The organism is uncultured Aliiroseovarius sp. (genome assembly GCF_947497285.1).
GTDB lineage: Bacteria > Pseudomonadota > Alphaproteobacteria > Rhodobacterales > Rhodobacteraceae > Aliiroseovarius.
Map to the genome: position 1 here is coordinate 12,722 of NZ_CANMFT010000002.1, position 26,981 is coordinate 39,702.

Consider the following 26,981-nt stretch of genomic DNA (forward strand, 5'->3'; position numbering starts at 1 on the left):
TAGGGCCAGTTTTTTCGGCTATTTAGCACCAGTGAGCGCCGCTTGGCGGATCGCATCGCCGATCAGCGCTATGCCCTGTGGGATCAGCGATGAGGGGATCGAACTGTAGGCGATGCGGTAATGATGATCGGGTCGGTCTGGCGTGCCAAAGAAGGGCGCTCCCGGTTCGATCAGCACGCTTTGGGTGTGAAGCTGTTGGGCCAGAAGGGATGTGTCGACCCCCAAAGGAGCCTGCATCCAAAAAGCAGAGCCGCCGAACACGCCGCGACCGGCAATGGTCAAGCCCTGCTCTGAAATAGCGGTGTTCATAACTTCGCGTCGCTCTTGATACGCGGCCCCAATGCGCCTGACCATGGCGTCGTAGTGACCAAGGGAAAGGAAATAGGCCACCGTGCGCTGGATCAATCCAGGCGGATGGCGCAGCACTGCGGATCGAAGCGCGCGCGCCTCGCGAACGAAGGGTTCAGAGCCAACGAGAAAGCCGAGGCGCAGTCCGGGAAACAGCGATTTTGAAAAGCTGCCGACATAAACGACCCGCCCTTCCCGATCCAGGGATTTCAAGGCGGGGGAAGGGGGCTTGAGGAACGACATCTCGAAATCATAGTCATCTTCAACCACGATTGCGTCCAGTTCCCTTGCCCGTTCTAGCAGGTTCTTTCGCCGCTCGATGGGCATAGTGGCTGTGGTCGGGCTTTGATGGCTTGGCGTCGTAAAGATGACGTCGGTGCCTTCGGGCAAACCGTCAGGTGGTAGGCCGTCGCGGTCCACGGGGATCGGGCAGACATGACAGCGGCTTTGCATCAGGATGTCACGGAGCGAATAATAGCACGGGTCTTCGATCGCTGCCGTGCGACGTTGTGTCAGAAGAACCTGCGCTGATAGCCAAAGCGCGTTTTGCGCCCCCAGCGTGATCAGGATTTCTTCAGGTCGGGCCAGAATGCCTCGTCTGGGCAGGATGTGACGGGTGATGAATTCGATCAGCTGCGGGTCGTCTTGATCATAGTAGTCACCCATCATTGCCTTATGATCTTTTTGACCCAGTGCGCGCAGAGCACAAAGCCGCCACGCATTGTGGTCAAACAAATTTGAATCGGCCTGCCCATAGATGAATTGGTATTTGTTCGTGCGCCAATCGAGGGGTTTTTGGGGCGTACTGCCCCCGGTGAAGCTGGTGCCTATGGCGCGCTGCCAGTCGACCGTGTCTTCGCTGCGTGCGCGCAACTTGAAAGACGGAGGTTCTGGCGCGTTTTCAGAGACATAAAAGCCGCTTCTGCCCTTTGACGAGAGGTAATCATTTGCCTGCAGTTCGGTATAGGCCAAGGTCACAGTGATGCGACTGACCCCCAGATGGGCCGACAATCTTCGTGTCGATGGAAGCTTTTCGCCGCGCGGCAGGCGACCGGACAGAATAGCCTCGGCAATCATTTGCTGAATCTGCGCCTGAAGCGTGCCTTGGGCATCTTGATCCAGAAAGAATGTTTCGACGGGTGCGGCCATGTCACTAGCCTAGCGTGGCCTTAGTCGCCATGCAATCTGGATATATCGCAGTGCTCAGCGGTTGGACGAAATCCATGCCGACATCATGCCCGCGTCGCGGAAACATTCATCGGGGATGGCGCGCCGTTTGGCACGCGCGATCCGCTCGGCAAACTCGACCTGCCGCGAGGTGGCATGGCCACCACGGGTGCGCGTTTTCAGCTGCGACTGATGCTCCGAGATCCAAGAGGACAAGGAGGCGCGATCATTGATCTTGTCGCTTGGGATAGTTGCGCCCAGCCGTGCGGCGATGTGGCGGGCGAAATCCACCTGTTTGGGGGTTGGCGGAAGTGTATGAGCGTGTAGCATAACTGTTCCTCCTGTCCTTGGCGCAACGCCATAGAACAAAAGTAGAACAAAATGACCGAAAAGTCCAGCGAATTGGTTTTACACCTTCACGTGATACGGTGCTCGCAGGCTTAGTCTCGGGGGGCAGTCAGCTTGTGGGTCAGGTTGGTGCGCACGGTCGGCCACTCGGCGGCGATGACCGAATACACGGCCGTGTCGCGCAAGGCGCCGTTCGGTCCCTGCATGTGACTGCGCAGAACGCCATCCAGCTTTGCGCCAAGCCGTTCGATCGCGGCACGGCTTTGCTGGTTCATGAAATGCGTTCGAAACTCAACCGCGATGCAGTCCAGCGTGTCGAAGGCATGTGACAGAAGCAAAAGTTTGGCTTCGGTGTTCAAGGGGCCGCGCTGCACAGCCTTGCGATACCAGGTCGACCCGATTTCGAGCCGTCGGTTGGCGGCGTCGATGTTCATATAGGTTGTCATGCCGACCGGTGTGCCATCGGGTGTCATGACCGTAAAAGGCAGCATCGTGCCCGCGGCTTGAAGCGACAGGCGCCGCTGGATATCGGCCTCCATATCGTCGGGCGCGGGCACCCACGTATACCAAAGGCGATGCAATGCACCGTCTGCGCTGGCAGTTTTCAGGTCCGGTGCATGGGCCGGATCAAGCGGCTCAAGGCGGACATGTTCGCCCGCGAGGGAAACAGGCTCAGGCCACATTTGGTGGACCTTTCGAAATGAATTTGAGTGCGAAAAAGCGGCGTCTTGCCAACGCCGCTTTTCCTAGGTGGGTATTGGGTGGGATTACCCAAAGACCTTGGTCAACGCCTTGTCCACGGTGTCGGTGATGCGGTCGATGTCATCCGCCGACGCGATCAGCGCGGGGCTGAAACACAGCGCATTATTGCGCCCCGGAACAGACCTGTTGATCGCCCCGATGATCACGCCCTGCGCGCCGCAATCCGCGACGACTGCGGCGATCTCTTTCTCGGAAACGGGGTCTTTGGTGGTCCGGTCCGTGACCAGCTCGGCCCCAAGAAACAGCCCTTTGCCCCGCACGTCGCCAATGACGCGGTGCTTTTCCATCAGGGCGCGCAGGTTGTCCAGCATCCTGTCGCCCATCTGGATGGTGTTATCAAGCAGTCCCTCGTCTTCGATGATGCGCATGTTTTCAAGGGCTGCAGCCGGACCAGCCGTGCAGCCGCCAAAGGTCGAGATGTCGCGGAAATAGTTCATCGGATCGTCGCTGTTGTCCTTGAACATCTCGAAGACATGTTCGGTCGTCACACAACAGGCAATTGCCGCATAGCCTGACGCCACGCCCTTTGCCATGGTGACGAAATCGGGCTTGATGCCGTAGTGCTGATACCCAAACCACGTTCCGGTGCGCCCGACGCCGCAGACCACCTCGTCGATATGCAGGAGCACATTGTATTTCGTGCAAATCTCTTGCACGCGTTCCCAATACCCGGGCGGAGGGGGGATTACACCACCACCTGCGGTAACCGGCTCCAAGCACAGCGCACCCACGGTGTCGGCGCCTTCGGCCAGAATGACCTGTTCGATCGCATCGGCTGCGTGTTGGCCATATTCCTCGCTGGAAAGATGGGCCAGACCCTGTTCGTGCGCGCGGTACTCCATACAGTGCGGCACCCGCACGAAATCAGGCGCGAAGGGGCCATACTGGGCGTTGCGCTCGTCTTGCCCGCCACAGCTCATCGCGGCGAGGGTCGAACCGTGATAGTCGCGGTCCCGATACAGGATTTTGGTCTTCTTGCCACCATAGCGCTTGTGCGCGATCTGGCGAACCATCTTGAAGGCCTTCTCGTTCGCTTCAGAGCCCGAGTTGGTATAATAGACCCGCGTCATGCCTGGCATTTTGGAGATCAGCTTTTCCGAGAACATGGCCCCGGGGATCGACCCGGCAGACCCCGAGAAATAGTTCAGCTTAACCAGTTGGTCGCGCACCACATCGGCGATGCTTTCGCGGCCATAGCCAACGTTGACAGTCCAGACACCGCCAGAGACCGCGTCAAGGTATTCCTTGCCGTTCTGGTCCCAAACGCGCATGCCCTTGCCTTCGACGATGATCCGGGGGTCAACCGTTTCAAACGGTTTATGCTGTGTCAGGTGGTGCCACACATGAGCCTTGTCAGCCTCGACCACCTTCGAGATGTCGTTGTCCTTGATCGCGCCGTCCATGGTATCCTCCGTCACTGGGTGTTCCCGCTGCGACCGGCAGTCATGAGAACAGAGATTCCTTGATCAAAAGAATGACCTCATTTGGGGCCGCAAGAAATAGGGCCAGTGGTTTCTATCTTTATGTCCAGATTGAGCGTGGTTTGGCATTGTCCTCGTGATTGCCACCCTGGTTCCTGGGTCGCTGCAGCTGGGGAGTCGTCGCGGCAATCAGGCTGGGGTGCGAAAGGTGCGGCAGGCACAGCTTGACTGCAAAGCGGTCATGGATCTGTTTGCAACGCTTGGCTGAGACATCGCTCACGCGCTGCGATCATGTTCGAAAAAGCGGACAATCCAGTCGGCGAACATGCCGTTATCAGCTGACTTGGGAAGAGACTTTCGCGCCGCGTCTATGACGGCGGCGGGTTTGTCATCAGCCAGTTCCTCGATCAACGCGGCGATGAAATCATGTGACATCTCAGGATGGTTTTGGGTGGTGAAGATGTGGTCGCCGACCACGAACCCACCGATGGGGCAGCCCGCATGGCGAAACACCACCTGCGCACCGTCAGGCAGGGCGGTAACCTGTTCGATATGTGCACCATATTGCCAGAAGCGTTTGACCTCGAGCCATGGCATGTGGCTGCAAACCTCTACTTCTGTCGAGCCGAACACCCACCCATCGGGGTTTTGGTCAACCTGTCCCCCAAGGGCCATGGCGATAGCCTGATGACCAAAGCAGGCACCGAACATTGGCACACGTGCGTCCTCCAAGCGTTGGATCAGGTCCAGCAGCTTTACGATCCAACCGGCGTTGTCATGCACCGAGGCAGGGCTTCCCGTTACGATCCAGCCATCGAACTCCGAAGGCGATTGCGGAAATTCGTCATCCTTCACGCTGAACACCGTGAATTTCCAGTCAGGGCGCTTTGCCCCAATCAAGGTCTGCCACTTTTGCCCATCTTTTGGATGGCGTTGTGCAAATGCGCTTTCATCGGTGTTGGTCATCAAGATCGCGATCCGCATGATTTCCCCGCTTTACATATTTAACATGTTCTCTAACATATTTTCAGACGCGCAACATACAACTGCATAACGGCCAAGGAGGCGCGCATGACGGTCTGGACCCCCAATGACGACGGATTTGCCGATCTGTCCAGCCACGACACTTTCGTGAATGGTCCGCCACACAATACGTTTGCCCGCCTGCGCCGTGATGATCCGGTCAGTTGGTCAGATTGGGAGGGCGGAAAAGGCTTCTGGAACATCGTGCGCCACGCGGACATCACCGAGCTGAACCGCAACTACCAGGTCATGTCCTCGGCTCGCGGCATTCGCATGGAGGACCAGTCTTACGAAGAATATCTGGCGCGACGTACCTTTCAGGAAACCGACCCGCCCGAGCATTTGAAAACGCGCATGAAGGTGGGCAAGGCATTTTCGCGCCCCGTGGTGTCGGAGTTTGAACAGCAGATCCGTGATTTGTGCCAGCCAATTTTGGACAAAGCGCTTGCGATGGGCACGTTTGATGCGACCAAGGAGATTTCACGCCTGCTGCCTATGATGATGTTGGGCAGAATTCTCGGCACGCCCGACGAAGACCTGCCCTGGCTGGTTGAAAAAGGCGATGCGCTGATTGCCAATACGGACCCGGATTTCACCGATCATGTGCTTGATAAGATGGAAACCGACGAATACCGGATGATGCCGTTTAACAGCCCGGCGGGCGCCGAATTGTTCGACTATGCCCGCGATCTTTTGGCGAAAAAGGAGCGCGCGGGCGACACGGACGGTGTGCTTCAGATGATCTTGCAACCCGACAAAGACGGCAACGTCATGCCGGAACAGGAGTTTCGCAATTTCTTCTGCCTTTTGGTGGCGGCGGGCAATGACACCACGCGTTATTCGATCGCAGCGGGTATTCAGGCGATGTGTCACCAGCCGGAACTGCTGGGCCAGATGCAAGAAGGCGGCGATGTCTGGGCCACCGCCCCGGACGAGATCATCCGCTGGGCCACGCCCGCGCTTTATTTCCGGCGCACGGCGACATGCGACCATGAAATCCACGGCAAGACGATCCACGAAGGGGACAAGGTGCTCTATTGGTGGATTTCGGCAAACCGCGATGAAGAGGTGTTCGACGACCCGAACCGCGTTGACCTGCACCGCAGCCCCAACCGGCACATGTCATTCGGCCAAGGTGGCCCGCATGTCTGTCTTGGAATGCATTTGGCGCGTCTTGAGGTGCGGGTTTTGTTTGAAGAACTCGCAAAACGCGTCAAACTGGTGGAACCGGCAGGGGATCACAAGTTCCTGCGGTCTAACTTTGTCGGTGGGATCAAGGAATTGCCTGTCACGATGCAGGCCAAATAACCCCGGCAATCGGGGTTGGCCCGGAAGTGATCGGGCAGGGAGGTTAGATGAAAGACCGATTGCGCGCCCTGTGGTGCGATCACCTGAGCATTCTGCGCGGCAAATACCTGCCCAACCACAAGATCGAAGATGGGAATACGCGCTTCTGCCGGTCCACCTTCGGCGTGCATTACGACAAAGACCTGCTGGACGCCCCCGGCGCGATGATGAAGGAAGGCCTGCCGGATATGGAGCTTCGCTGGCGCGAGGCGGATATCCGCGACAGTTGGGAAAGTTCAACCCAGATCGTGATTGGCGATCTTTATGATCAGGACGGTGCACCGCTTGAGCTGTGCGGGCGACAAGCGTTAAAGCGCGCGATTGCCGCGTGGGAAGCGCACGGGCTGAAACCCATGATCGGGATCGAACTGGAATGCTACGCACTGATGGCCAACGAAATCGGCCGCCTTGTGCCTTATGACGCGCCGGGCGGGGTGGTTTACGGGACAGGGCCGTTTTCGGACCCTCTCCGCTTCACCGATGACATCTGGGAACGCGCGGACAATCTGGGCTTCAATGTCGACATGATCACCGCAGAATATGACAGCCCGCAGTTCGAATTTACGCTGACCTTCGATGAAGCCTTGAAGCAGATGGACGATATCGTGTTGTTCCGCCAGATGGCGCGTGAGGTCGCGTTGGAACACGGATTGGTCCTGACCTTCATGCCGAAACCAATTGCCGAGGCTGGTGGGTCCGGCATGCATATCAACTTCAGCTTTCAGGATCAGGACGGGCGCAATGCGCTGGACAATGGCCCGGTTGGCGGACCCGATAACATGAACGAACTGGCGCGCGGCTGTATTTCGGGTCTGATGCATCACCACAAGGGGCTGTCGGGCTTGGTGGCACCCACTTCGAATTCCTATCAACGGCTGCAACCCGGCTCGCTGTCCGGCTATTGGCGCAACTGGGGCGGGGATCATCGCAACGTCACCACGCGCATTTCGGGCGAGGGCGGGGCCAAAACGCGGCTGGAACACCGGATGGCGGACGCGACGGCCAACCCTTACACGGCGGTCGCGGCTGTGCTTCAGGCATCGCTGCTGGGGGTGGAGCAGGGTTATGACCTTGGCCCAATAGAAACGGGCGATGGGTTTGATCGCACCGACGCGCGTGACGGCACGGCCGTCGACCTGAAACGCGCGATGAATGATCTGGAGGCTGACCAGGTGCTGGGTGACGCGGTGGGGCGGCTTCTGGTCGACAACCACATTTTCATGAAGCGCAAGGAAGTCATTAAAACCCGTGATCTGGAAGGCGACGGGCTTAGGGATTTTTATGTGCATTTTGTTTAATCTCAATTGAGGTGACCTGGGGGCCCGTCCGATTTGTGCTACACTGGGCGCACAAAACGGAGGATCACATCATGCAGCTTGGGGCATTTTCAGTCAGTCTTGCCGTCAAGGATTTGGCGAAATCCCGCGCCTTTTATGAGGCGCTTGGGTTCACCGCCTATGCCGGAACCGAAGAGCATAATTACCTGATTATGAAGAACGGAGACACGCTGATCGGGCTGTTTCACGGCATGTTCGAAGGCGCGATGTTGACCTTCAACCCCGGATGGGATCAATCGGCGGGCAACGTGGACCCGTTTGAAGATGTTCGGGACATCAAAGCGCGCTTGAAAGCAGCGGGGCTGGAAGTGACGCAGGAGCAAGGCGGAGATGACGGCCCAGCCAGTTTTGTTGTGATCGACCCCGACGGTGTGCCGGTTTTGATTGATCAGCACCGATAATGAGAAAAGCCGCCCAAATCGGGGCGGCTTTTGCATTTGCGCGACGTGGGTCAGACCGCCGCGAACCCCGCTTCCAATGCGGTCAGGATCGTTTGCACATCATCAGCCGTCAGCACCAGTGGTGGCGATAGAATGATGTTCGGGCCGGACACGCGGATCATGGCGCCGTTCTGATACGTGACCTCTTGAATGGTGTTGACCGTCTGCTTGTCGATGGGGGCTTTGGTGGCGGCGTCCGACACCAGCTCTAGCGCGCACATCAACCCGTGCCCGCCGCGCACGTCGCCCACGATATCATTGGCCGAGCCAATCTTTTGCAGTCCGGCAAACAACTCGGCCCCGCGTGCAGCGGCGTTTTCGTTGACCTTCAAACGCAGGGTTTCCTGCAGGCACGCGATGGCAGCGGCGGCCCCGACCGGATGACCAGAATAGGTATAGCCGTGGCCAATGGCGGCCTTGCCTGTCGTGTCTTTCTCAAACGTCTCCACCACGTGGTCGGCGATCATCACCGCGCCGAAGGGGAAATAGCCGTTGGTGATGGCCTTGGCGGTGCACATGAAATCGGGTTGGACACCCCAATAGCGGCTGCCGCTCCACCCGCCGGTGCGGCCAAAGGCGGTGATAACCTCGTCTGCAATCAGCAGTATGCCGTGTTTGGTGCAAATCTCGCGCACGCCCGGCATGAAGCTTTCATGGGGCGGGATGACACCGCCTGCGCCAAGGATCGGCTCCATGATGAACGCTGCGATGGTGCCTGCGCCTTGAAAGGCGATCTCGTCCTCAAGCGCTTGCAGGCAAAGCTGCGCCAGTTTTGCCGGGTCGGTCTCATTAAACGGGTTGCGATAGGTATAGGGCGCGGGGATGTGAAAGCAGCCCGGCAGCAGCGGCTCATACTGGGTGCGGAAATTGGCGTTTCCGTTCACCGAGGCGCCGCCCATATGGGTGCCGTGATAGCCTTTCTTCAGGCTCAGGAACTTGGTGCGCCCCTGTTCGCCCCTGATTTTATGAAACTGGCGCGAAAGCCGCAGCGCGGTTTCTATGCTGTCCGACCCGCCCGAGGTATAGAAAGCGCGCGTCAGCCCGTCGGGCGCAAAGAAATCGCGCAGCATCTCGGACAGCTCGATCACCTTGTCATTCGTGGTGCCCCGGAAGGTCGAATAATAGGGCAGTTGGTCCAACTGGGCGGTGATAGCGTCCTTGATTGGTTGGCAAGAAAAACCAAGGTTCACATTCCACAGGCCGCCGACACCGTCGACCACTTCATGCCCGTCGACATCTGTAATCCGAACACCTTGCGCCCCGGTGACGATGGTGGGCGGATTGGCCAAGCTGTCCGCCGGGTGCGTCATGGGATGCCAAAGTGATCGGGCGTTTTTTTCTTTCAGAAAGTTGGAATCTTTCATGTCAGGCCTCTTTCTGCAGCATCATCTGCGGTTCGCGTGTCGGAAAAGTATCAGGTGGAAAGCCACCCAGAATGCGGGTTGTCTGGCGGGCATGGGCCAACAGATTGTCTCGGATCATCATGCGCAGCGGGTCCGTCATCCGCGACACCGGCGCGGCCACGGCCATCGCGCCAATACAGATTGACCGGGCATCAAAGATCGGCGCGGCATGCGAGAATACATCTTCCTCAAATCCACCGACCGAGGCTGCGATGCCTTCGGTGCGGATCGACGGCAGCAGCGCGCGAATCTGGTTTGGATCGGTGATCGTTTGGGATGTGCGGGCTTTCAGCGGGCGCGACAGCATCTCATCGACCAAGGATTTTGGCGAATAGGCCAGCACGGCCAGTCCCGAACCCGTGGAATGAAGCTCCAACACTTCGGCGTCGTCCATCATCACCATCGTGCCGTGGCGGTTGGAATAGGCATAGGCGAGGTTTGACAGCACCTCGCCATTCAGCAGCGACATATGCGCGGTTTCGCCCGTTGCATCGCTGAGGTCTGTCAATTGCTTCAGCGCAACATCGCGCATGGGCACATGCTTTTCGCGCAGTGCTGCAAGACGCAGAAAGGCGGGGCCAAGGCGGTATTCACGCCCGGTTCCGACCTGTTCGACGAATCCGTGCGCGGCGAGCTCACCCAGCAACCGATACACCGTGGCCTTGTTCAACCCCGACAGGCGCGCCAACTCGCTCAACCCGATCTGCGGGGTGGCGCGGCTGAAAAAATTCAGCAGAGACAGGGCTTTGGAGGTCGTTCCCATCGGTGATCCCAAATTATTGCGGGGCACAAGCGACGGCGCTGCCCGCAAAATTACTTCTCATGTTCATTGTTTTGTTGACAGGATTGACCCGGCTCTGTCAATCTAAATTAAAACCAATGGTTCAAATAATGAACCGACATATGAGACCACGACGCAATAGGGAGATCGTCATGAACACCAAATCCATTCTGGCAGGGGCCGTCGCGCTAACCGCTGCTGCACTTGCTGGCCCGGCGCTGGCCGAATACCCGGAAAAGCCTGTCAGTTTCATCGTGCCGTGGCCTCCGGGCGACTTGGAAGACGTGCTGACCCGGATGATCGCCGAGGACTTTCAGGCCGAATACGGCGTGTCGGCGGCTGTGGTGAACAAACCCGGCGGCGGCGGTGGTCCGTTCCCCGGCGCGATCGACGTGGCAACCGCCCCGGCGGATGGTTACACCATCGGCAGTTTCGTCCCCGCCGTGCCGGTGATCGGCCACGAGATCGGCATCGACGAACTGACCCCGGCTAAGTTCGACCCGATTGGCATTTTCCTGACTTACCCGTTTGTGATCGCGACCAGCATGGACGCGCCCTATAGCTCGATGGAAGAGCTTGCGGCCTATGCCAAGGAAAACGACGTGGCGCTTGGCCATTTCGGCGACGTTCTGACGCCCACGCAGGTGACGAAAGCCTACGCGATCAATGCTGAATTCAGCTGGGGATCGGATGCGGCCTTCGACGCGCTGGATTGCAATACGCTGGCGTCCGGCGATGCGGACGTCATCAACACGACGTTGCAGTTGATCCTGCCCTGCCTTGACAGTGTGAAGGTGCTGATGGCTGTGACCGACGAGCGTATCAGCCTTATCCCCGACGTGCCGACCATCGGCGAATTGGATGAAAGCCTGAACATCGCACTATGGAACGGTCTGTTTGTCACCAAAGACACCCCAGCAGACGTGCGTGAAAAGATCGCAGCCGTTGCCTCGAAAACCGTGATGAGCGAACGGGCGCAGGCTGTCGCCAAGGAAACCGGCGCGCTGGTCTATTGGATGGATGCAGAGGCCTCTGCGGCCCGCATCGCAACCGACCAAGAAACCGGTGCGCGGATTGGCAAGATCCTCGAATAATACTCCCTGAGCAGGGCCGGCATCGTCTGGCCCTGTTTTCCGATGAGGGGCAGGCATGAGTGACGACATTTCCGAACATCCGGACCGGCCGCAGCGCGGCCAAGTGCTGTTCGCAGCCTTGTTCCTGATCTGCGCGACGATGTTGATCGCGGCCTTGGGCAGCCAGACCAAGTGGCTGGATGGCAAAGATTTCTTTGCCCAGCCCCGGTTCTGGCCCGCCATTGGCGTGGGTGGCATGGTGTTATTCACTGCCCTGCATTTCTGGCATCTACCTCGCAAACCGCGACGTCTGCCGCGCTGGATGCGCGAAGCGGACTGGCTACAATGGGCGGAAAGCCTGTTCTGGGGCGCACTGGCGCTTGCCTTGTCGCTGTGGCTGGGGCCGATCAAGGCCGCGCCCTATGTGTTTCTTGTGGCGACCATCCGCGTGACATGGCTGTACCAACACTGGACCGACCGGCGCGAGGCGAAGGTCTGGGCGTCCGTGGTTGAATGGGCGGGTTGGTTTCTGGCCTATGTCCTTTTGGTGCCGATCATCGGGTATCTGCCGGTGACTGTCGCCTTCACGTTGCTCTTGACATGGCGGGTGGGCTACCGCGACCGCATCATGATGATAAGCGCGGTTCTGTTCGCCATCGCCGTCGTGCTGGTTTTCAAAAGCTTCCTGCAAGTGAAAATCCCCGGCAGCGCGCTGTATGAGTATTTGCCCGGCGCGTTGCGCTCTTTCTTCATCCTGAATTTCTGAGGGGCCGATGGACCTGATTTTCGACTTCCTTGCACAGGTTCAGGCCAGTTCAAACTATCTGGCGCGCTGGGACGTGGTGCTGGCGCTTTTGGTCGGGTCGGTTGGCGGCGTGATCATCGGCGCGATCCCCGGCGTGGGGCCAGCGGTTGCCATTGCGATCTTGCTGCCCGCGACCTTCTCGATGGACCCGATTGTCGGATTGACGGTGCTGTTGGGCATCTATGGAAGCTCGATGTATGGCGGGTCGATCCCAGCGATCTTGATCAACACCCCAGGCACGGCGGTCAATGCGCTGACCACCTATGACGGCTTTCCGATGACCACTCGAGGCGAGGCGCGGCGCGCGTTGTCGCTGGCCTACAGTTCGTCGTTTTTCGGTGGCGTTTTCTCGGTGATGTGCCTGATCTTTTTCGCGCCGGTATTGGCGAAAGTCGCCCCGATGTTTGGCAGCCGGGAAATCTTTTTGGCGGCTCTTCTGGGCATCATTCTTGTGGTGACAGCGCACCGCAAACACACGTTGATAGCTGCCGCCATGGCGTGTTTTGGCATTTGGCTGAACACGATCGGGCTGCATTCAGCCAGCTACTCCAAGCGCTATACGTTTGACCAAAGCTGGCTGTCGGGCGGCGTGAACCTGATTGTCGTCGTGCTGGGGCTATTTGCCCTGAGCCAAGCCTTCACGCTGCTGCATGGTGACGACGAAAAAGTGCGCCTGACCAAGCTGAAGGGCAGTTTTTTTCAGGGGTTCCGAGAGCTTGCCCGCCACCCGCGCATCGCCGGTGTGTCCGGAGGCTTTGGCGTGATCATGGGGATGATCCCCGGCGTGGGCGAATTTACCGCGCAGTTCATGTCCTACACCTATGCGCAGAAATCCTCGAAACGTCCCGAAGATTTCGGCCATGGATCAAGCGAGGGGCTGATCGCGGCCGAAACCGCCAACAACGCCGTGCCTGCGGCCGCCATGGTGCCGCTGCTCGCGTTGGGCATCCCCGGCGAGGCGCTGACGGCGATGATGCTGTCGGTCTTTTACGTGCACAACGTGATCCCCGGACCGCAACTGTTCCAAAACGAGATGGACTTCGTCGTCGCGCTCTACCTCGCGCTGCTGATCCTGAACGTGCTGGTGGTGATCTTCTTGCTGGTGGCGACCAACCAGCTGATCAAGGTGGTGAAGATCCCCAATCGGTTTCTAGGCGTCTGTATCCTGATCCTCAGCTTTGTGGGGGTTTATAGCCTGCGCAACTCGTTCACCGACTGCATTCTGGCGGCGGGTTTTGGCATTTTCGGGTTCATCATGAAACGGATGCAATTGCCCGTCGTGCCCATCGTGCTTGGCATGGTGCTTGGCGGCATCATGGAGGTGAAGCTGCGCAGTGCCATGGCGCGGGTGAAAACCCCGCTCGACTTTATTGATCGCCCGATTGCGGCGATCCTGTTCACAATGATCATTCTGGTTCTGATCCTGCATTTCCGCCGGGTCTGGCTGGATCACACAGAAAGAAAGACGGACGAATGGCAGACCAGTCACGCATCAACGAGCTTCGCCGCCATCCTGTCGCGCCGCAGAACCTTTATATTGACGGAGCGTGGGAAGAAGGTTCGGGGGAAACGCAAGACGTTCTCTCGCCGATTGACGGATCGACGCTGACGACGATCATCCGTGCGTCCGCACTGGATGTAGATCGGGCGGTGGCCGCTGCACGGCGCGCGTTTGACGACGGGCTGTGGAGCAGGGCTGCGCCTGCGCATCGAAAGAAGGTGCTGCACAAGCTGGCCGATCTAATCGAAGCGAACGCGCTGGAACTGGCGGTTCTTGGTGTCCGTGACAACGGGACCGAGGTTGGAATGGCGTTGAAGGCGGAACCCGGATCAGCCGCTGGCACGTTTCGGTATTACGCCGAAGCTCTGGATAAGGTTTACGGCGAGATTGCTCCGACGGCGGGCAACGTGTTGGGGCTTGTGCACAAGGAGCCTGTGGGCGTTGTCGGCGCCATCGTGCCGTGGAACTTCCCGTTGATGATCGGGGCATGGAAGCTGGCCCCTGCACTGGCGGCGGGGAACTCGGTGGTTCTGAAACCTGCTGAAACCGCATCGCTGAGTTTGCTCAAGCTTGCGGAACTGGCCGCAGAGGCAGGCTTGCCGGATGGCGTTTTGAACGTCGTGACCGGCAAAGGGTCGGTCACCGGCGAGGCGCTGGCCATGTCGATGGATGTGGACGTGTTGGTGTTCACTGGTTCCGGCGGGGTTGGGCGCAGACTGCTGGAATATTCGGCGCGGTCGAACCTGAAACGCTGCTATCTGGAACTTGGGGGCAAATCGCCCAACGTGGTCTTCGCCGATGCGCCGGATCTGGAGGAGGCCGCGAAGGTCTCGGCGGCGGGCATCTTCCGCAATGCCGGTCAGGTCTGCGTCGCGGGGTCTCGGCTGTTGGTCGAGGACAGCGTGCATGACGAATTCGTTGAAGCGTTGTCACGCCACGCCGCAGCCATGAAGGTTGGTGACCCGCTGGACCTGACCACCAATATCGGCGCGGTGAACAACCTGACCCAGCTTGAGGGCAATCTGGGTTTTGTCACCCGTGCGCAGGAAGAAGGCGCGCATGTCGCGCTGGGCGGGTCGCGTGTGCTTGAGGACACCGGCGGATATTATATGGAACCGACCGTGCTGACTGGCGTTCAGCCACAGCATCATGTGGCCCAGAACGAGGTATTTGGCCCGGTCCTTGCCGTGACCCCCTTCAAGACCGATGAAGAGGCCGTGCAAATAGCTAATTCTACAAATTTCGGTTTGGCCGCAGGGGTTTGGACGTCGAACCTAAGCCGTGCGCACAGAATGGTGCGCGACATTCAGGCGGGCGTGGTGCATGTGAACACCTATGGCGGTGCGGACGGCACGGTGCCGTTGGGTGGCGTCAAGCAATCCGGCAATGGGCATGACAAATCAATGCACGCGTTCGACAAGTATTTCGACCTTAAGACAGCCTGGATGCAGCTATGAGCGATAAGACAATTCTGGTCGTCGGGACCTATGACACCAAGGATGACGAGCTGAATTACATCGCGGACGTGATCCGTGGGCAGGGCGGTGCGGTCAGGACGATGGACATCTCGGTCCTGGGCGACCCCAACGCGCCGTGCGACTATTCAAAGCATGAGGTGGCCGAGGCTGGTGGGTCGACGATACAGGCCGCCATCGACAGCGGGGATGAGAACACCGCGATGCAGATCATGGCGCAAGGATCGGCGGCGCTGGCATTGAGGCTCTACCGCGATGGCGTGTTTGATGGGTTGATCGTGCTCGGCGGCACGATGGGCACCGATGCGGCGCTGGACTTGTGTCAGGCACTGCCGATTGGCGTGCCGAAATACGTGGTCTCGACCGTCAGCTTCTCGCCTCTAATCCCGCCAGAACGCCTGCCGGCTGATGTGCAGATGATCCTGTGGGCGGGTGGGCTTTATGGGCTGAACTCGATCTGCAAGGCGTCCCTGTCGCAAGCTGCGGGGGCTGTGTTGGGCGCGGCGCGGGCTGTTGAGACGCCGGAATTCAAAAAGCCGCTGATCGGGATGACCAGCTTTGGCAAGACGGTGCTGCGCTATATGGTGAGCCTGAAACCGGCACTGGAAGCACGCGGGTTCGAGGTGGCCGTCTTTCACGCCACCGGCATGGGCGGCCGGGCGTTTGAGAGCCTTGCAGCAGAGGGAGCGTTTGCCGCCGTTCTGGACTTTGCCCCGCAGGAACTGGGCAATCATATCATGGGGTCAACGATTTCCGCCGGGCCAGATCGGATGACAGGCGCAGGTGGGTCTGAAACACCGCAGATGGTGTCGATCGGGTGCTATGATCTGGTGGATTTCATCGGCTGGCAGGACGTGCCGCAAAAGCTGGCGGGGCAGGAGGTGCACGCTCATAACCGGCTCCTCTCGTCGGTGGTGATGTCGCCGGATCAGCGCCGTGAAATGGCGCGGGCCATGTGTGCCCAGCTTTCCGACGCGAAGGGGCCTGTGACGCTGCTCCTGCCTTTGAAGGGTGGCAACGAATGGGACCGTGAAGGTGGACCGCTGCATGATGCCGAAGGTCTGGCGGCGTTCATCGATGAAATTCGCACACAATGCCCTGACAACGTGACCCTTCTGGAATTGGACGCCCATATCAATGACCCGGCGTTTTCAGACCGCGTGTTGACCGAATTCGATGGATGGGTCGCGGCAGGCATCGTCAAGGCATGAGGCAACTTGTTGCACCTACAATGAATTGCGTTTCCCAAGCGCGCGGTGTTTACTGCCAGTGTTAAGGAGTGACCATGCCGCACCTGTCTTTCGAATGCAGCCACGGGCTGGGCCAACAGGCAGATTTGCCAGCGCTGGCCGAGACCATGCGCGCCGCACTGGCAGCCACGGGGCAGTGCCCCATCGGCGGCATCCGCGTGCGTGGGTTCGAAGCGGACGTTGACGCCATCGGCGACGGGGCAGGCGGGTATCACTTCCTTGATATGATCCTCAGGCTTGGGCAGGGTCGGGACGAGGCGACGCGCGACGCCATCGCCGACCAGCTATACGCGGCAGTTGAGGCTGCTCTGCGCCCACAGATGGGCGATACGCCCTTCATTCTTAGCCTTGAGGTTCAGGACATTGAAACCCGCTTCAGCCGCAAAAGCTGGAGCACGATCCACGCGGCCCTCCGCGAAAAGGAACCGGAATGAGAAAACTAGAACGCGCCCTTCCCATCGCGCTGCTTCACGCGCGTGAAGCAACCCTGAAGCCCTTCCGCCACGAGCTGGACCAGATCGACCTGACCGTGCAGCAATGGCGCGTGATCCGGGTGCTGGCCGAGGGCAAAGCCTGCTGTGCGACCGAATTGGCGGAACGCTGCGTGCTGATGCCGCCAAGCCTGAGCCGCATCCTGAAAAACCTGACGGAACGTGGGCTGATTGAGCGGGTGAACGACAGCGACGGCCGCCGTCGAAAGGTGCAGATCGCGCCTGCGGGTTGTGCGAAATACACGCAAATGTCGGGCAAGGCCGCGAAGATCTATGAGGATCTTGAAAACCGGTTCGGGCACGAGAAGATGGAAACGCTGCTGGACCTGCTGAACGAGCTTTACGCGGTGGCCGAAGCCTCCTGACGCTGCAATGCGCTTGCGTCGTGACAGTGCGCGGCTTACCCATGGGAAAGGTTAGATTAGAACGAGGTTCCCATGAGCGACCAACACACCGCACCCGAAGGTGACATCATCCTGCGCACTTTGGCGATGCCCAAGGATACCAACGTGTCCGGGGATATTTTCGGCGGCTGGGTGCTGAGCCAAATGGACATCGCAGGCGGCATCATCGCCGGCGAACGCGCACAAGGCCGCGTGGCCACGGTTGCGGTGAATGCAATGAAGTTCATCCAACCGGTGAAAGTGGGCGACGTGCTGTGCGTCTATGGTCGGGTTGGCCGGGTCGGCACCACGTCGATGGCAATCGAGCTTGAAGCCTGGGTCAACCGCGACCGCCTTGGCGAGCGCCAGAAGGTAACCGAAGGGGTGTTTGTGTTTGTGGCGTTGGATGAGGGTGGGCAGCCGGTTGCCGTTGATAGTCCAACTGTGACGTAACCCAATCAAATGTGTCATGAAGCGGGAATTTCGTCATCCTTACCCGAAAGTTCGTAAGCGAATATGTAGGTTCCTGCAGGTAGCATTACTCCAAATATTCTTGACTTCAAGTGAACTGAAAAATCGAAAGGCGTGCCAGCGCCACCATGCACTTTAATGTCATTAGGAGTTCCCGATGGATAACCAATTAACTTTACATCAACGTTATGTGGTGGTGAAGAGAAGTTGGGTTCAATTTTGCCCGTCGCGGTAAAGCTATATATAGGCCTTTGTATTTCAACCGTAATTTCACCTAAGTTGTGATTTGAAGAAGCACCTTCGATTTCTTGTGACACGTCGCCGACCACCGGGACTGTCCGAGTAGGTCGGGCTGATAGCGGCAAAGTCGGTGCATGCATTTCATCCGCTGTTTCTTGGTTGTCTGTTGGTCTGTACGAGAAATCAAGTTCGCCAAATAGCGTGAGTTGCTCTTCAATCCAATGTGTCACCTCATCAGTAACGTGTTGACTGGCGACGCGGTTCCAATCCTGCATCAAGCCCGTGTTTGCTCGGCGCAACTGTCGAAGGTCCCGAATAATAGCTGTTAAGTCGGTTTCAGAGAGCTTTTCAATCTCATTTTTCTCAACAAGAGTTTGCTCGATGTAGCGTTCGAGCTCAAAGAAGTTTGTAGACTGATCGGCGAGCTTTTTGCTGGACAGCCAAGCGATATCATCGATTTTTTCGTTTGCGCTGCTTTCAGCCGCTTCCATGGCGCTTTGCTCTGACATTGCAGCTGATATAAACCAAGACGCAGCTGTTAGCAGGACGGTAGCAAAAAAAGTCTCAACTGACGTAGGGCCGTTCGGGAAGGTTGATCTGTATCCTACAAATGCCAGTCCAATAAACAAAACACCAATTGGTAAAACCAGTTTCAGTGAAAATTTCATGCATATCTCCAATAGATTGAGGAAAAGCTAGGAGAAATAATTGTTGTAAGCAAGAAAATCTAAGTGGGTTTAATGAAAACGGCCCCCAAAGGGGCCGCTCTCTTACCTTGTAAACTTCTTATGCTTCAACCGCTTGGGCTCCAGCGCGTCTGGTCCAAGCCGCCGTTTCTTATCCTCTTCGTAATCTTCGAAGTTGCCTTCGAACCACTCCACATGGGCGTCGCCCTCAAAAGCGAGGATGTGGGTGCAGATACGGTCAAGGAAGAAGCGGTCGTGCGAGATGACGACGGCGCAGCCGGCGAAGTCCACCAGCGCGTCTTCGAGGGCACGCAGGGTTTCCACGTCGAGGTCGTTGGTGGGCTCATCGAGCAGCAGCACGTTGCCGCCCTCTTTCAACAGGCGCGCCATGTGCACGCGGTTGCGTTCACCGCCCGACAGCAGGTTGAGCTTTTTCTGCTGATCGCCGCCCTTGAAGTTGAAGGACGAGCAGTAAGCCCTTGAATTGACTTGCGCATCACCCAGTTCGATCAGCTCGGCCCCGCCAGAGATCGCTTCCCACACGGTTTCGTTCGCGTTCAGATCATCGCGGGACTGGTCGACATAGGACAGTTTCACGGTGTCGCCGATTTCGATGGTGCCGTCGTCGGGTGTCTCTTCCCCGGTGATCATCTTGAACAGGGTCGATTTACCGGCGCCGTTGGGGCCGATCACGCCGACGATGCCGCCGGGGGGGACGCTGAAGGACAGATCCTCGATCAACAGTTTATCGCCCATGTGTTTTTTCAGGCCGTCGACCTCGATCACCTTGGACCCCAAACGCGGCCCGTTCGGAATGACGATCTGTGCGCGGCCCACGCGGTCACGTTCAGACTGGCCTGCCATTTCGTTATAGGCGTTGATCCGGGCTTTGGATTTCGCCTGCCGGGCCTTCGCGCCCTGACGCATCCATTCCAGCTCTCGCTCCAGCGTTTTTTGCTTGGATTTGTCTTCGCGCGCTTCCTGCGACAGCCGCTTGGCCTTCTGTTCCAGCCAAGCGGAATAGTTGCCTTCGTAGGGGATGCCACTGCCGCGATCGAGTTCCAAAATCCAGCTGGTGATGTCATCCAGGAAGTAACGGTCGTGAGTGACGATCAGGATGGTGCCTTTGTAGTCGATCAGGTGTTGTTGCAGCCACGCGATGGTTTCGGCGTCCAGGTGGTTGGTCGGCTCGTCGAGCAGCAGCATGTCGGGAGCTTCAAGCAGCAGCTTGCACAGGGCCACACGGCGCTTTTCACCGCCTGACAGCTTGGTGACGTCGGCGTCATCGGGGGGGCAGCGCAGGGCCTCCATCGACACGTCGATTTGCGCGTCCAGATCCCAGAGGTTCTGGGCGTCGATTTCATCCTGCAGCTTGGCCATTTCCTCGGCGGTTTCGTCCGAGTAGTTCATGGCCAGTTCGTTATAGCGTTCGAGGATCGCCTTCTTATCAGCCACGCCTTTCATGACGTTGCCGCGCACGTCCAGCGATGCGTCCAGTTCCGGTTCCTGTGGTAGGTAGCCAACCTTGGCGCCCTCGGCGGCCCACGCTTCGCCCTGGAAATCCTTGTCGATCCCCGCCATGATCCGCATCAGCGTCGATTTACCGGTGCCGTTCACGCCGACCACACCGATTTTCACGCCGGGCAGGAAGCTCAGACGGATGTTCTCGAAGCATTTCTTGCCACCGGGATAGGTCTTGGAAACCCCGTCCATGTGGTAAACGTATTGATAAGCGGCCATGGGATGTGTCCTCGCGTTTGACTTCCGGTTGTCTTAGCCAGACAAAGGGGGCAGGGCAACCCGAAGGAGCTTTCATGACCTACCATCCGGCTGAAGATCGCTATGAAAAGATGGAATATCGGCGTTGCGGGGCGTCGGGTCTGAAACTGCCTGCGGTCAGCTTGGGGCTGTGGCACAATTTCGGGCATGACTTTCCACATTCAAACAAGCAAGCGATTTGCCGCGCGGCGTTCGACAACGGGATCACGCATTTCGATTTGGCCAACAATTATGGCCCGCCCGCTGGCAGTGCGGAGGAAGCATTTGGCGAGATTTTGCGGACGGATTTTGTGGGCTTCCGTGACGAGTTGATCATCAGCTCCAAAGCCGGCTACGACATGTGGCCGGGGCCCTATGGTGAATGGGGCAGCCGCAAATATCTGATTGCCTCGTGCGATCAAAGCCTGAAGCGGATGGGCGTTGATTACGTCGATATCTTCTACAGCCACCGGTTTGACCCTGACACACCGCTTGAGGAAACCATGGGCGCGTTGGATCACATCGTGCGGTCAGGGCGGGCGCTGTATGTCGGGATTTCCAGCTATAACAGTCAGCGCACGCGCGAGGCGGTGGCGATCCTGAATGATCTGGGCACGCCCTGCCTGATCCACCAACCCAGCTACAATATGCTGAACCGCTGGGTCGAGCGGGATGGGTTGAAGGATACACTGGCCGAATTGGGCGTCGGGTCCATCGCGTTCACACCGCTGGCGCAGGGCTTGCTGACGGGCAAATACCTGAAGGGCATTCCCAAGGACAGCCGCGCCAGTCAGGGCAAATCTTTGGCCCCATCGCTGGTGTCCGACAATGTGGTGAAAAGCCTTCGTGCGCTGGCGGGTATTGCAGAGCGTCGCGGGCAGACGCTGGCGCAAATGGCGATCGCATGGGTCTTGCGTGATGGCGGGATTACGACGGCCCTGATCGGTGCGTCGCGGCCTGAACAGGTTCTTGATTGTGCGGGCGCCGTTCACAATCTGGCGTTCACCAAAGACGAGCTGGCCGAAATTGACGCCTGTATCAGCGAAGAGACTGCAAACCTGTGGGCCGCCTCGTCCGAGACGGACTAGGGCAGGCGACACGCGAAACAGGCCGGGCAAAGAGATCCAGATGCGCTACGAACTGCCATATGCACGGCCCGGACAGGTGGTCGGTCTGTTGGGAGGGTCCTTCGATCCGGCCCACCAAGGTCACGCACATATCACGCGAGAGGCGCTGAAACGGTTCGGGCTTGATCGTGTCTGGTGGCTCGTTTCACCGGGCAACCCGTTGAAAGAAAACGGACCCGCAGCGATCGAGGTGCGGCTTGCGCGCGCGCGTGTGGTGATGCAGCACCCGCGCGTCGACGTCACAGACATCGAGCGCCACACTGGAACGCGCTACACCGCGCAAACGCTGAAAGCGCTTCAAGCCATGTATCCCGGTGTTCGGTTTGTCTGGTTAATGGGCGCGGACAATCTGGCCGACTTTCACCGCTGGGGCAGGTGGGATTGGATTATGGCCAATTTCCCGGTCGGTGTGATCGCACGCCCGGACAACCGGGTGGCGGCACGGATGTCCCCGGCGGCCAATCGGTTTCGACAGGCGAAAATATCGGGGCGCGCCTCGCATTTGCTGGCACGCGCGCCATCACCCGCTTGGTGCCTTGTGAATGTGCCCATGGTCGATGTCTCGTCGTCCCAGATCCGCGCGCAGGGCGACTGGTAGGGGCACTCTTGCAGGCCCGCGGCCCCCTCCAAGCGCGACGTTCAGTCGTGGGCGGTTCTTTATCGGCTTGCTCTCATCGGGTCGGCAAGGTTTACTTGCCCGTATGACGGGAGTTATTTCACGGCGTGCGGTTCTTGGGGGGCTTGGATCAGGCCTTGCAAGCGTGGCTTATGCAAATGCACCGACCCGGTCGATCCGACCTGCGCCCAAAGCGCCGGGGTTTGACAAGCTTACACTTCCCAGCGCCGATGCCTTGGTCGCACAGGCAAATCTTGGCGGTAAGCTGGGGTTTGTCGTCGCCGACGCAAACACGGGCGAGGTGCTGGAAGTGCGAAGCCCCCTGTTGCCACTGCCGCCAGCCAGCGTCACGAAGGCCATCACCGCAGTCTATGGCATGTCGGTTCTGGGCGCCGAGCACAGCTTTCCGACCGAGGTGATCGCCACAGGCCCGATCGAGGCGGGTGTCGTTCAGGGTGATCTTGTCTTGGTGGGAGGGGGCGACCCGACGCTGGACACGAACGCACTTGCAGCAATGGCTGCGGCGTTGAAAGCCAAGGGCGTGCTGGCGCTGAAGGGAAAGTTCCTGGTGCACGGTGGACGGCTTCCCTATCAGCGTGTGATAGATCCCGGACAACCTGATCACCTTGGCTATAATCCGGCCGTTTCGGGATTGAACCTTAACTACAATCGCGTTCATTTCGAATGGAAACGCGCAGGGCAAAGCTTTGACGTTGCGATGGATGCAAGGTCGGACCGGTTCCGTCCATCCGTCAATATGGCCAAGATGCAGATCGTTGATCGCAAGGTGCCGGTCTATACCTATGAAGATGCGATGGGGGTGGACAACTGGACGGTGGCGCGCGGGGCGTTGGGCAATGGCGGATCACGTTGGCTGCCAGTCCGCCGTCCGGACCTGTATGCGGGCGAAGTGTTTCAGGTCTTGGCGCGTGCACAAGGCGTGCGGCTGCCGCCACCTGTCGCCTCTGGCGATGCGCCGCAAGGCGTGGTGTTGGCGCAGCACAGGTCACGCGCGCTGACAGAAATCGCGCGGGGTATGTTGAAATACTCAACCAACCTGACAGCCGAAGTCATTGGCCTGTCTGCCAGCACCGAGCTTGGCGCAGCACCAACCAGCCTGTCGGGGTCCGGTGCCATGATGGCCACCTGGGCCAAGGCCGAGCTGGGGGCAAACAGGCCGCAATTTCAGGACCATAGCGGGTTGGGTGATGGATCACGCCTATCGGCGCTGGACATGGTCAAGGTGTTGGTCAGCGCTGGTCCCGCCGGCGCGCTGCAGGGGCTGATGAAAGATGTCACGCCGCTTGACGTCAAGGGTCGGCCGAGAAACGCAGCCCCTTATGGCATTCAGGCCAAAACAGGGACGTTGAACTTTGTCAGCTCCCTTGCTGGCTATGTGACGGCACCGGATGAGCGGCGCTTGGCGTTTGCGTTTTTCTCGGCAGATTTGGACCGTCGCGCCGCGATTAGCCGCCAAGACCGAGAGCGACCCGCAGGCGCAAAGGGTTGGAGCCGTCAATCCCGCTGGCTTCAGCACCAATTGCTGGCGCGCTGGGCCATCATGCATGGCACCTAGGCGCGTTGTGGTGCTGCCAACAGAGGCTAAGGGCGACCCTTCACCGCCTTTGTTTAGGGCCGTGGCGGTATGTTGACCGCGATTTGCGAGGCCGGGCGATCGGCGCATTCGGTGTGCCAGCGCAAGACATTGGCGTAGCTTTCAAGCTGTAGGACATCGGCCGCTTTGTAGCCTGTAAAAAGCGCACGCACCCAAGGCCAGATGGCAATGTCAGCGATGGAATAGTCGTCGCCTGCTACCACGGAACGCCCTTCAAGCCTTTGATCCAAAACAGATAGCAGACGCTTGGCTTCGGCCTTGTAGCGATCCAACGGACGTGGGTCTTCAATCTCTTTCCCGCCATAGGCATAGAAGAAACCGAACTGTCCCAACATCGGGCCAAACCCGCCCATCTGCCACATCAACCACTGAAGGACTTCGGCGCGCTTTGCCGGGTCCGTGGGCAGAAACTGTCCTGACTTTTCGGCCAGGTAGATCAGGATGGCCCCACTTTCCCAAAGCGGCAGGGGCTTTCCGTCTGGTCCATTGGGGTCGATGATCGCCGGGATCTTGTTGTTGGGATTCAGCGACAGGAATTCAGGTGTGAACTGGTCGTCGGTCGAAAAGTTGACCAGATGCGCCTCGTAAGGGAGCCCGGTTTCTTCCAGCATGGCAGATGCCTTGATGCCGTTGGGCGTGGGAAGCGAATAAAGCTGGATCACGCTGGGATCTTTGGCGGGCCAGCGTTTGGTGATCGCAAATTGTTCAAGCATGAACGTCCTTTCAGGGGCGAGCGCCGTGAGATGATTGCAAGAAAGCGGGATTGAGCGCGCTTAAGGCGACAGGGATCCGCTTATAGGGTTGCGTGGCGCGCACGGGCGCCGCGTTCGATGGCAGCGGCATGCAGGCGGTCGATGTTCAACTCATAGCGGATCTCTTCCAGCAGACGCAGCTCGGTCTCGCGCAAGGCACCATCGGCTGCTGCCACGTCGCAGGCCAGCGCATAGGCGGTTTCCCACAAGGCTTCGGGAAGGTTGTCGCGCACGAGTCCGAAAAGCGCATCAAGCCCATCTTCTACACTGAACAGGTCAAACACTGTTTGTGACACTGTCTTGACCCGATCTGCGTCGTATGTCGCAAAGACGGGAAGGTGGTTGACGATGACCTCGATCTTGACCAGTTCGGCCGAGTTGATCTGTTCGTCTGACGCCGAAACCGCGATCATGACAGCGATCAGACAATCTTCGGCAGTCAGGGAATGTGGGATGCTTTGCACGTTGGATGCTCCTATTCGTTGCAGTGCAGAATATTGACCCGACGCGTTCATCGCAATAGGGAGAGCAATGAGCACGATATTGGTGTGCGGGCGTGGTGTCCGTGCCATGAAAGGAAATGCAAATGTCCGAAATGCGAGACGCTGCGATGAGTTCGAAAGCCTGGCCCTTTGAAGAGGCACGCCGGGTTCTCAAACGCTATCAAAAAGGCGCGCCGGAAAAGGGCTATGTGCTGTTTGAAACGGGCTATGGACCATCTGGCCTTCCCCATATCGGCACGTTTGGGGAAGTGGCCCGCACGACGATGATCCAGCGCGCGTTCGAAGTCATTTCAGACATCCCGACGCGGCTGATCTGTTTTTCGGACGATCTGGACGGCATGCGCAAGGTGCCGGGCAACGTGCCCAATTCCGAGGGTTTGCATGAACATCTGCAAAAGCCCCTGACTTCGGTGCCCGATCCGTTCGGCACCCATGAAAGCTTTGGCCATCACAACAACGCCATGCTGCGCCGGTTTCTGGACACGTTCGGCTTTGAATATGATTTCTACTCGGCCACTGATTTCTATCGCTCGGGTCAGTTCGACGAGGTGTTGAAACGCGCCGTCGAGAAATACGACGAGATCATGGAGGTGATGCTGAAGTCACTGCGTGAGGAGCGTCGCCAGACCTATTCGATCTTCCTGCCGCTGCATCCTGAAACTGGGCGTGTGCTTTATGTGCCGATGAAAAATGTCGATGCGGAAAATCACACGATCACGTTTGATGACGAGGACGGACGCGAATGGACCCTTCCGGTCACCGGCGGCAATGTGAAACTGCAATGGAAACCAGATTTCGGCGCGCGCTGGGCCGCGCTTGAAGTCGATTTCGAGATGTATGGCAAAGACCATTCCACCAATACGCCGATTTATGACGGGATTTGCCGGATTCTGGGCTGGCGTCCGCCGGAACACTTTTCGTATGAGCTGTTTTTGGATGAGAACGGACAGAAGATCTCGAAAACGTCTGGGAATGGCGTGTCGATTGACGAGTGGTTGACCTACGCTTCGACGGAAAGCCTTGCCTATTTCATGTATCTCAAGCCGAAAACGGCCAAACGGATGCATTTCGATGTGATCCCGAAGGCAATGGATGAATATCACCAGCAATTGCGGGCTTATGAAACGCAAGATCTGAAAGCGCGGTTGAACAACCCGGTTTGGCACATCCATGGCGGAGACGTGCCGCAATCGAAGATGGTGGTGTCGTTCAGCATGCTTTTGAACCTTGCCTCAGTCGCATCGGCGGATGACAAGGAACAGCTTTGGGGCTTCATCCAACGTTATGCGCCTGACGCCTCGGCCCAGACCCATCCGGATCTGGATGCGGCGGCGGGGTATGCCGTCAAGTATTATCAGGACTTCGTGGCACCTGCGCGCACGTTCCGGCTGCCGACCGATCAGGAACGCGCTGCGATGGAGGAGCTTGCGACCGCGTTCCGCGATGGCGATACCGCACTGGACGTGATCGCGCGCAAAAACGCGCAGATGGGCAATGACGACCCGCTGCCCGAGGTGGATTTCACCTCGGACGAGTTCTTGCAGTCGATTGTTTTTGCAGTTGGCAAGCTGCACGGGTTCGACAATTTGCGCGATTGGTTCAAAGCCCTTTACGAAGTGCTTCTGGGGGCAAGCCAAGGCCCGCGCTTTGGAAGTTTCGCAGCCCTTTATGGAGTGAGCGAAACCGCCGAGTTGATTGATCGGGGGCTAGCGGGCGACTTGACCAGCTAGAGCTTTTTCAACTGACAGAAGAAGAACGGCGCGCCCTATTTGGCGCGCCGTTTTGCGTTGCGGTGTGGCTGTGCAACGCGCGCCCCCGTTAACGCTCGTTAAACCCTTGTTGATAGCCCTTTTGGCGT

26 protein-coding genes are annotated in these 26,981 nt (G+C 58.5%); 15 read left to right on the plus strand and 11 right to left on the minus strand.

Features of this window, described 5'->3' with window-relative positions:
• Window positions 1-18 precede the first annotated feature (18 nt).
• The 5 genes from Q0864_RS03490 to Q0864_RS03510 form a co-directional block, all read right to left on the minus strand.
• Window positions 19-1,497 carry a PLP-dependent aminotransferase family protein gene (locus Q0864_RS03490; RefSeq protein WP_298566211.1) on the minus strand — a complete coding sequence of 493 codons (1,479 nt, stop codon included), beginning with the start codon at window positions 1,495-1,497 and terminating at the stop codon, window positions 19-21.
• A 54-nt stretch (window positions 1,498-1,551) separates the two neighbouring features.
• The gene (locus Q0864_RS03495) at window positions 1,552-1,845 is read right to left on the minus strand and encodes a hypothetical protein (protein WP_298566213.1); all 294 of its coding nucleotides are present in this window, start codon (window positions 1,843-1,845) and stop codon (window positions 1,552-1,554) included.
• A gap of 110 nt (window positions 1,846-1,955) precedes the next feature.
• Window positions 1,956-2,546, minus strand: coding sequence for a GNAT family protein (locus Q0864_RS03500; RefSeq protein WP_298566215.1), 591 nt, complete (start codon window positions 2,544-2,546; stop codon window positions 1,956-1,958).
• 84 nt (window positions 2,547-2,630) lie between these two features.
• Window positions 2,631-4,028, minus strand: a complete 1,398-nt coding sequence (locus Q0864_RS03505) for an aminotransferase class III-fold pyridoxal phosphate-dependent enzyme (RefSeq protein ID WP_298566779.1) — start codon at window positions 4,026-4,028, stop codon at window positions 2,631-2,633.
• 294 nt (window positions 4,029-4,322) lie between these two features.
• The gene (locus Q0864_RS03510; protein ID WP_298566217.1) at window positions 4,323-5,030 is read right to left on the minus strand and encodes a type 1 glutamine amidotransferase; all 708 of its coding nucleotides are present in this window, start codon (window positions 5,028-5,030) and stop codon (window positions 4,323-4,325) included.
• 87 nt (window positions 5,031-5,117) lie between these two features.
• Here Q0864_RS03510 and Q0864_RS03515 point away from each other — a divergent pair, with 87 nt between their 5' ends.
• The 3 genes from Q0864_RS03515 (at window position 5,118) to Q0864_RS03525 (ending at window position 8,154) form a co-directional block, all read left to right on the plus strand.
• Window positions 5,118-6,377 (plus strand): cytochrome P450, encoded by a 1,260-nt coding sequence (locus Q0864_RS03515; protein ID WP_298566219.1) that lies wholly within the window; start codon window positions 5,118-5,120, stop codon window positions 6,375-6,377.
• Between the two features lie 47 nt (window positions 6,378-6,424).
• Window positions 6,425-7,714, plus strand: a complete 1,290-nt coding sequence (locus Q0864_RS03520) for a glutamine synthetase family protein (RefSeq protein ID WP_298566221.1) — start codon at window positions 6,425-6,427, stop codon at window positions 7,712-7,714.
• A 71-nt stretch (window positions 7,715-7,785) separates the two neighbouring features.
• The gene (locus Q0864_RS03525) at window positions 7,786-8,154 is read left to right on the plus strand and encodes a VOC family protein (RefSeq protein WP_298566223.1); all 369 of its coding nucleotides are present in this window, start codon (window positions 7,786-7,788) and stop codon (window positions 8,152-8,154) included.
• Between the two features lie 50 nt (window positions 8,155-8,204).
• On the opposite strand, the gene Q0864_RS03530 is transcribed toward Q0864_RS03525, so the two are convergent.
• A complete protein-coding gene (locus Q0864_RS03530; protein ID WP_298566225.1) occupies window positions 8,205-9,557 on the minus strand; it encodes an aspartate aminotransferase family protein in 1,353 nt (450 codons plus the stop codon).
• 1 nt (window position 9,558) lies between these two features.
• Entirely contained in the window at window positions 9,559-10,359 is an 801-nt protein-coding gene (locus Q0864_RS03535; RefSeq protein WP_298566227.1) for an IclR family transcriptional regulator, read from the minus strand.
• Between the two features lie 170 nt (window positions 10,360-10,529).
• On the opposite strand from Q0864_RS03535, the gene Q0864_RS03540 reads away from it, so the two are divergent.
• The 8 genes from Q0864_RS03540 (at window position 10,530) to Q0864_RS03575 (ending at window position 17,808) form a co-directional block, all read left to right on the plus strand.
• The gene (locus Q0864_RS03540) at window positions 10,530-11,471 is read left to right on the plus strand and encodes a tripartite tricarboxylate transporter substrate-binding protein (protein ID WP_248363743.1); all 942 of its coding nucleotides are present in this window, start codon (window positions 10,530-10,532) and stop codon (window positions 11,469-11,471) included.
• Window positions 11,472-11,526: 55 nt separating this feature from the next.
• A complete protein-coding gene (locus tag Q0864_RS03545; protein WP_298566231.1) occupies window positions 11,527-12,216 on the plus strand; it encodes a tripartite tricarboxylate transporter TctB family protein in 690 nt (229 codons plus the stop codon).
• A gap of 7 nt (window positions 12,217-12,223) precedes the next feature.
• Entirely contained in the window at window positions 12,224-13,864 is a 1,641-nt protein-coding gene (locus Q0864_RS03550; RefSeq protein WP_298566233.1) for a tripartite tricarboxylate transporter permease, read from the plus strand.
• Entirely contained in the window at window positions 13,792-15,213 is a 1,422-nt protein-coding gene (locus tag Q0864_RS03555; RefSeq protein WP_298566780.1) for an aldehyde dehydrogenase, read from the plus strand. Before Q0864_RS03550 ends, Q0864_RS03555 begins: the two co-directional genes overlap by 73 nt.
• Window positions 15,210-16,442 (plus strand): Tm-1-like ATP-binding domain-containing protein, encoded by a 1,233-nt coding sequence (locus Q0864_RS03560; protein ID WP_298566235.1) that lies wholly within the window; start codon window positions 15,210-15,212, stop codon window positions 16,440-16,442. The genes Q0864_RS03555 and Q0864_RS03560 overlap by 4 nt, the downstream gene beginning before the upstream one ends.
• A gap of 74 nt (window positions 16,443-16,516) precedes the next feature.
• Window positions 16,517-16,915, plus strand: a complete 399-nt coding sequence (locus tag Q0864_RS03565) for a 5-carboxymethyl-2-hydroxymuconate isomerase (protein WP_298566237.1) — start codon at window positions 16,517-16,519, stop codon at window positions 16,913-16,915.
• Entirely contained in the window at window positions 16,912-17,337 is a 426-nt protein-coding gene (gene hpaR / locus Q0864_RS03570; protein WP_298566239.1) for a homoprotocatechuate degradation operon regulator HpaR, read from the plus strand. The genes Q0864_RS03565 and hpaR overlap by 4 nt, the downstream gene beginning before the upstream one ends.
• Window positions 17,338-17,409: 72 nt before the next feature.
• Window positions 17,410-17,808 carry an acyl-CoA thioesterase gene (locus Q0864_RS03575; protein ID WP_298566240.1) on the plus strand — a complete coding sequence of 133 codons (399 nt, stop codon included), beginning with the start codon at window positions 17,410-17,412 and terminating at the stop codon, window positions 17,806-17,808.
• 14 nt (window positions 17,809-17,822) lie between these two features.
• Here the strand turns inward: Q0864_RS03575 and Q0864_RS03580 are convergent, their stop codons facing one another.
• Together Q0864_RS03580 and ettA are read right to left on the minus strand one after the other, a co-directional pair.
• Window positions 17,823-18,734 carry a hypothetical protein gene (locus tag Q0864_RS03580; protein ID WP_298566241.1) on the minus strand — a complete coding sequence of 304 codons (912 nt, stop codon included), beginning with the start codon at window positions 18,732-18,734 and terminating at the stop codon, window positions 17,823-17,825.
• A 102-nt stretch (window positions 18,735-18,836) separates the two neighbouring features.
• On the minus strand, window positions 18,837-20,492 hold the full coding sequence (gene ettA / locus Q0864_RS03585) for an energy-dependent translational throttle protein EttA (RefSeq protein WP_298566243.1): 1,656 nt from the start codon (window positions 20,490-20,492) through the stop codon (window positions 18,837-18,839).
• Window positions 20,493-20,566: 74 nt separating this feature from the next.
• Here ettA and mgrA point away from each other — a divergent pair, with 74 nt between their 5' ends.
• The 3 genes from mgrA (at window position 20,567) to dacB (ending at window position 23,829) form a co-directional block, all read left to right on the plus strand.
• Complete coding sequence (gene mgrA / locus Q0864_RS03590) at window positions 20,567-21,598, plus strand: L-glyceraldehyde 3-phosphate reductase (protein WP_298566245.1); 1,032 nt, start codon at window positions 20,567-20,569, stop codon at window positions 21,596-21,598.
• A gap of 40 nt (window positions 21,599-21,638) precedes the next feature.
• Window positions 21,639-22,235: a nicotinate-nucleotide adenylyltransferase gene (locus Q0864_RS03595; protein WP_298566247.1), complete on the plus strand. Its 597-nt coding sequence runs from the start codon at window positions 21,639-21,641 to the stop codon at window positions 22,233-22,235.
• A gap of 103 nt (window positions 22,236-22,338) precedes the next feature.
• Complete coding sequence (gene dacB, locus Q0864_RS03600; RefSeq protein WP_298566248.1) at window positions 22,339-23,829, plus strand: D-alanyl-D-alanine carboxypeptidase/D-alanyl-D-alanine-endopeptidase; 1,491 nt, start codon at window positions 22,339-22,341, stop codon at window positions 23,827-23,829.
• A 53-nt stretch (window positions 23,830-23,882) separates the two neighbouring features.
• Here dacB and Q0864_RS03605 read toward each other — a convergent pair whose 3' ends face one another.
• Both Q0864_RS03605 and Q0864_RS03610 read right to left on the minus strand, forming a co-directional pair.
• Window positions 23,883-24,581, minus strand: coding sequence for a glutathione S-transferase N-terminal domain-containing protein (locus tag Q0864_RS03605; RefSeq protein WP_298566249.1), 699 nt, complete (start codon window positions 24,579-24,581; stop codon window positions 23,883-23,885).
• An 80-nt stretch (window positions 24,582-24,661) separates the two neighbouring features.
• A complete protein-coding gene (locus Q0864_RS03610) occupies window positions 24,662-25,033 on the minus strand; it encodes a tellurite resistance TerB family protein (RefSeq protein ID WP_298566782.1) in 372 nt (123 codons plus the stop codon).
• Window positions 25,034-25,206: 173 nt separating this feature from the next.
• On the opposite strand from Q0864_RS03610, the gene Q0864_RS03615 reads away from it, so the two are divergent.
• Window positions 25,207-26,853: a lysine--tRNA ligase gene (locus Q0864_RS03615; protein ID WP_298566250.1), complete on the plus strand. Its 1,647-nt coding sequence runs from the start codon at window positions 25,207-25,209 to the stop codon at window positions 26,851-26,853.
• Window positions 26,854-26,981 lie beyond the last annotated feature (128 nt).

Bases quoted from the DNA above. Each gene is read 5' to 3' on its own strand.
- Q0864_RS03490 (WP_298566211.1), bottom strand. From the start codon at position 1,497: ATGGCCGCACCCGTCGAAACATTCTTTCTGGATCAAGATGCCCAAGGC.
- Q0864_RS03495 (WP_298566213.1), bottom strand. From the start codon at position 1,845: ATGCTACACGCTCATACACTTCCGCCAACCCCCAAACAGGTGGATTTC.
- Q0864_RS03500 (WP_298566215.1), bottom strand. From the start codon at position 2,546: ATGTGGCCTGAGCCTGTTTCCCTCGCGGGCGAACATGTCCGCCTTGAG.
- Q0864_RS03505 (WP_298566779.1), bottom strand. From the start codon at position 4,028: ATGGACGGCGCGATCAAGGACAACGACATCTCGAAGGTGGTCGAGGCT.
- Q0864_RS03510 (WP_298566217.1), bottom strand. From the start codon at position 5,030: ATGCGGATCGCGATCTTGATGACCAACACCGATGAAAGCGCATTTGCA.
- Q0864_RS03515 (WP_298566219.1), top strand. From the start codon at position 5,118: ATGACGGTCTGGACCCCCAATGACGACGGATTTGCCGATCTGTCCAGC.
- Q0864_RS03520 (WP_298566221.1), top strand. From the start codon at position 6,425: ATGAAAGACCGATTGCGCGCCCTGTGGTGCGATCACCTGAGCATTCTG.
- Q0864_RS03525 (WP_298566223.1), top strand. From the start codon at position 7,786: ATGCAGCTTGGGGCATTTTCAGTCAGTCTTGCCGTCAAGGATTTGGCG.
- Q0864_RS03530 (WP_298566225.1), bottom strand. From the start codon at position 9,557: ATGAAAGATTCCAACTTTCTGAAAGAAAAAAACGCCCGATCACTTTGG.
- Q0864_RS03535 (WP_298566227.1), bottom strand. From the start codon at position 10,359: ATGGGAACGACCTCCAAAGCCCTGTCTCTGCTGAATTTTTTCAGCCGC.
- Q0864_RS03540 (WP_248363743.1), top strand. From the start codon at position 10,530: ATGAACACCAAATCCATTCTGGCAGGGGCCGTCGCGCTAACCGCTGCT.
- Q0864_RS03545 (WP_298566231.1), top strand. From the start codon at position 11,527: ATGAGTGACGACATTTCCGAACATCCGGACCGGCCGCAGCGCGGCCAA.
- Q0864_RS03550 (WP_298566233.1), top strand. From the start codon at position 12,224: ATGGACCTGATTTTCGACTTCCTTGCACAGGTTCAGGCCAGTTCAAAC.
- Q0864_RS03560 (WP_298566235.1), top strand. From the start codon at position 15,210: ATGAGCGATAAGACAATTCTGGTCGTCGGGACCTATGACACCAAGGAT.
- Q0864_RS03565 (WP_298566237.1), top strand. From the start codon at position 16,517: ATGCCGCACCTGTCTTTCGAATGCAGCCACGGGCTGGGCCAACAGGCA.
- hpaR (WP_298566239.1), top strand. From the start codon at position 16,912: ATGAGAAAACTAGAACGCGCCCTTCCCATCGCGCTGCTTCACGCGCGT.
- Q0864_RS03575 (WP_298566240.1), top strand. From the start codon at position 17,410: ATGAGCGACCAACACACCGCACCCGAAGGTGACATCATCCTGCGCACT.
- Q0864_RS03580 (WP_298566241.1), bottom strand. From the start codon at position 18,734: ATGAAATTTTCACTGAAACTGGTTTTACCAATTGGTGTTTTGTTTATT.
- ettA (WP_298566243.1), bottom strand. From the start codon at position 20,492: ATGGCCGCTTATCAATACGTTTACCACATGGACGGGGTTTCCAAGACC.
- mgrA (WP_298566245.1), top strand. From the start codon at position 20,567: ATGACCTACCATCCGGCTGAAGATCGCTATGAAAAGATGGAATATCGG.
- Q0864_RS03595 (WP_298566247.1), top strand. From the start codon at position 21,639: ATGCGCTACGAACTGCCATATGCACGGCCCGGACAGGTGGTCGGTCTG.
- dacB (WP_298566248.1), top strand. From the start codon at position 22,339: ATGACGGGAGTTATTTCACGGCGTGCGGTTCTTGGGGGGCTTGGATCA.
- Q0864_RS03605 (WP_298566249.1), bottom strand. From the start codon at position 24,581: ATGCTTGAACAATTTGCGATCACCAAACGCTGGCCCGCCAAAGATCCC.
- Q0864_RS03610 (WP_298566782.1), bottom strand. From the start codon at position 25,033: ATGATCGCGGTTTCGGCGTCAGACGAACAGATCAACTCGGCCGAACTG.
- Q0864_RS03615 (WP_298566250.1), top strand. From the start codon at position 25,207: ATGTCCGAAATGCGAGACGCTGCGATGAGTTCGAAAGCCTGGCCCTTT.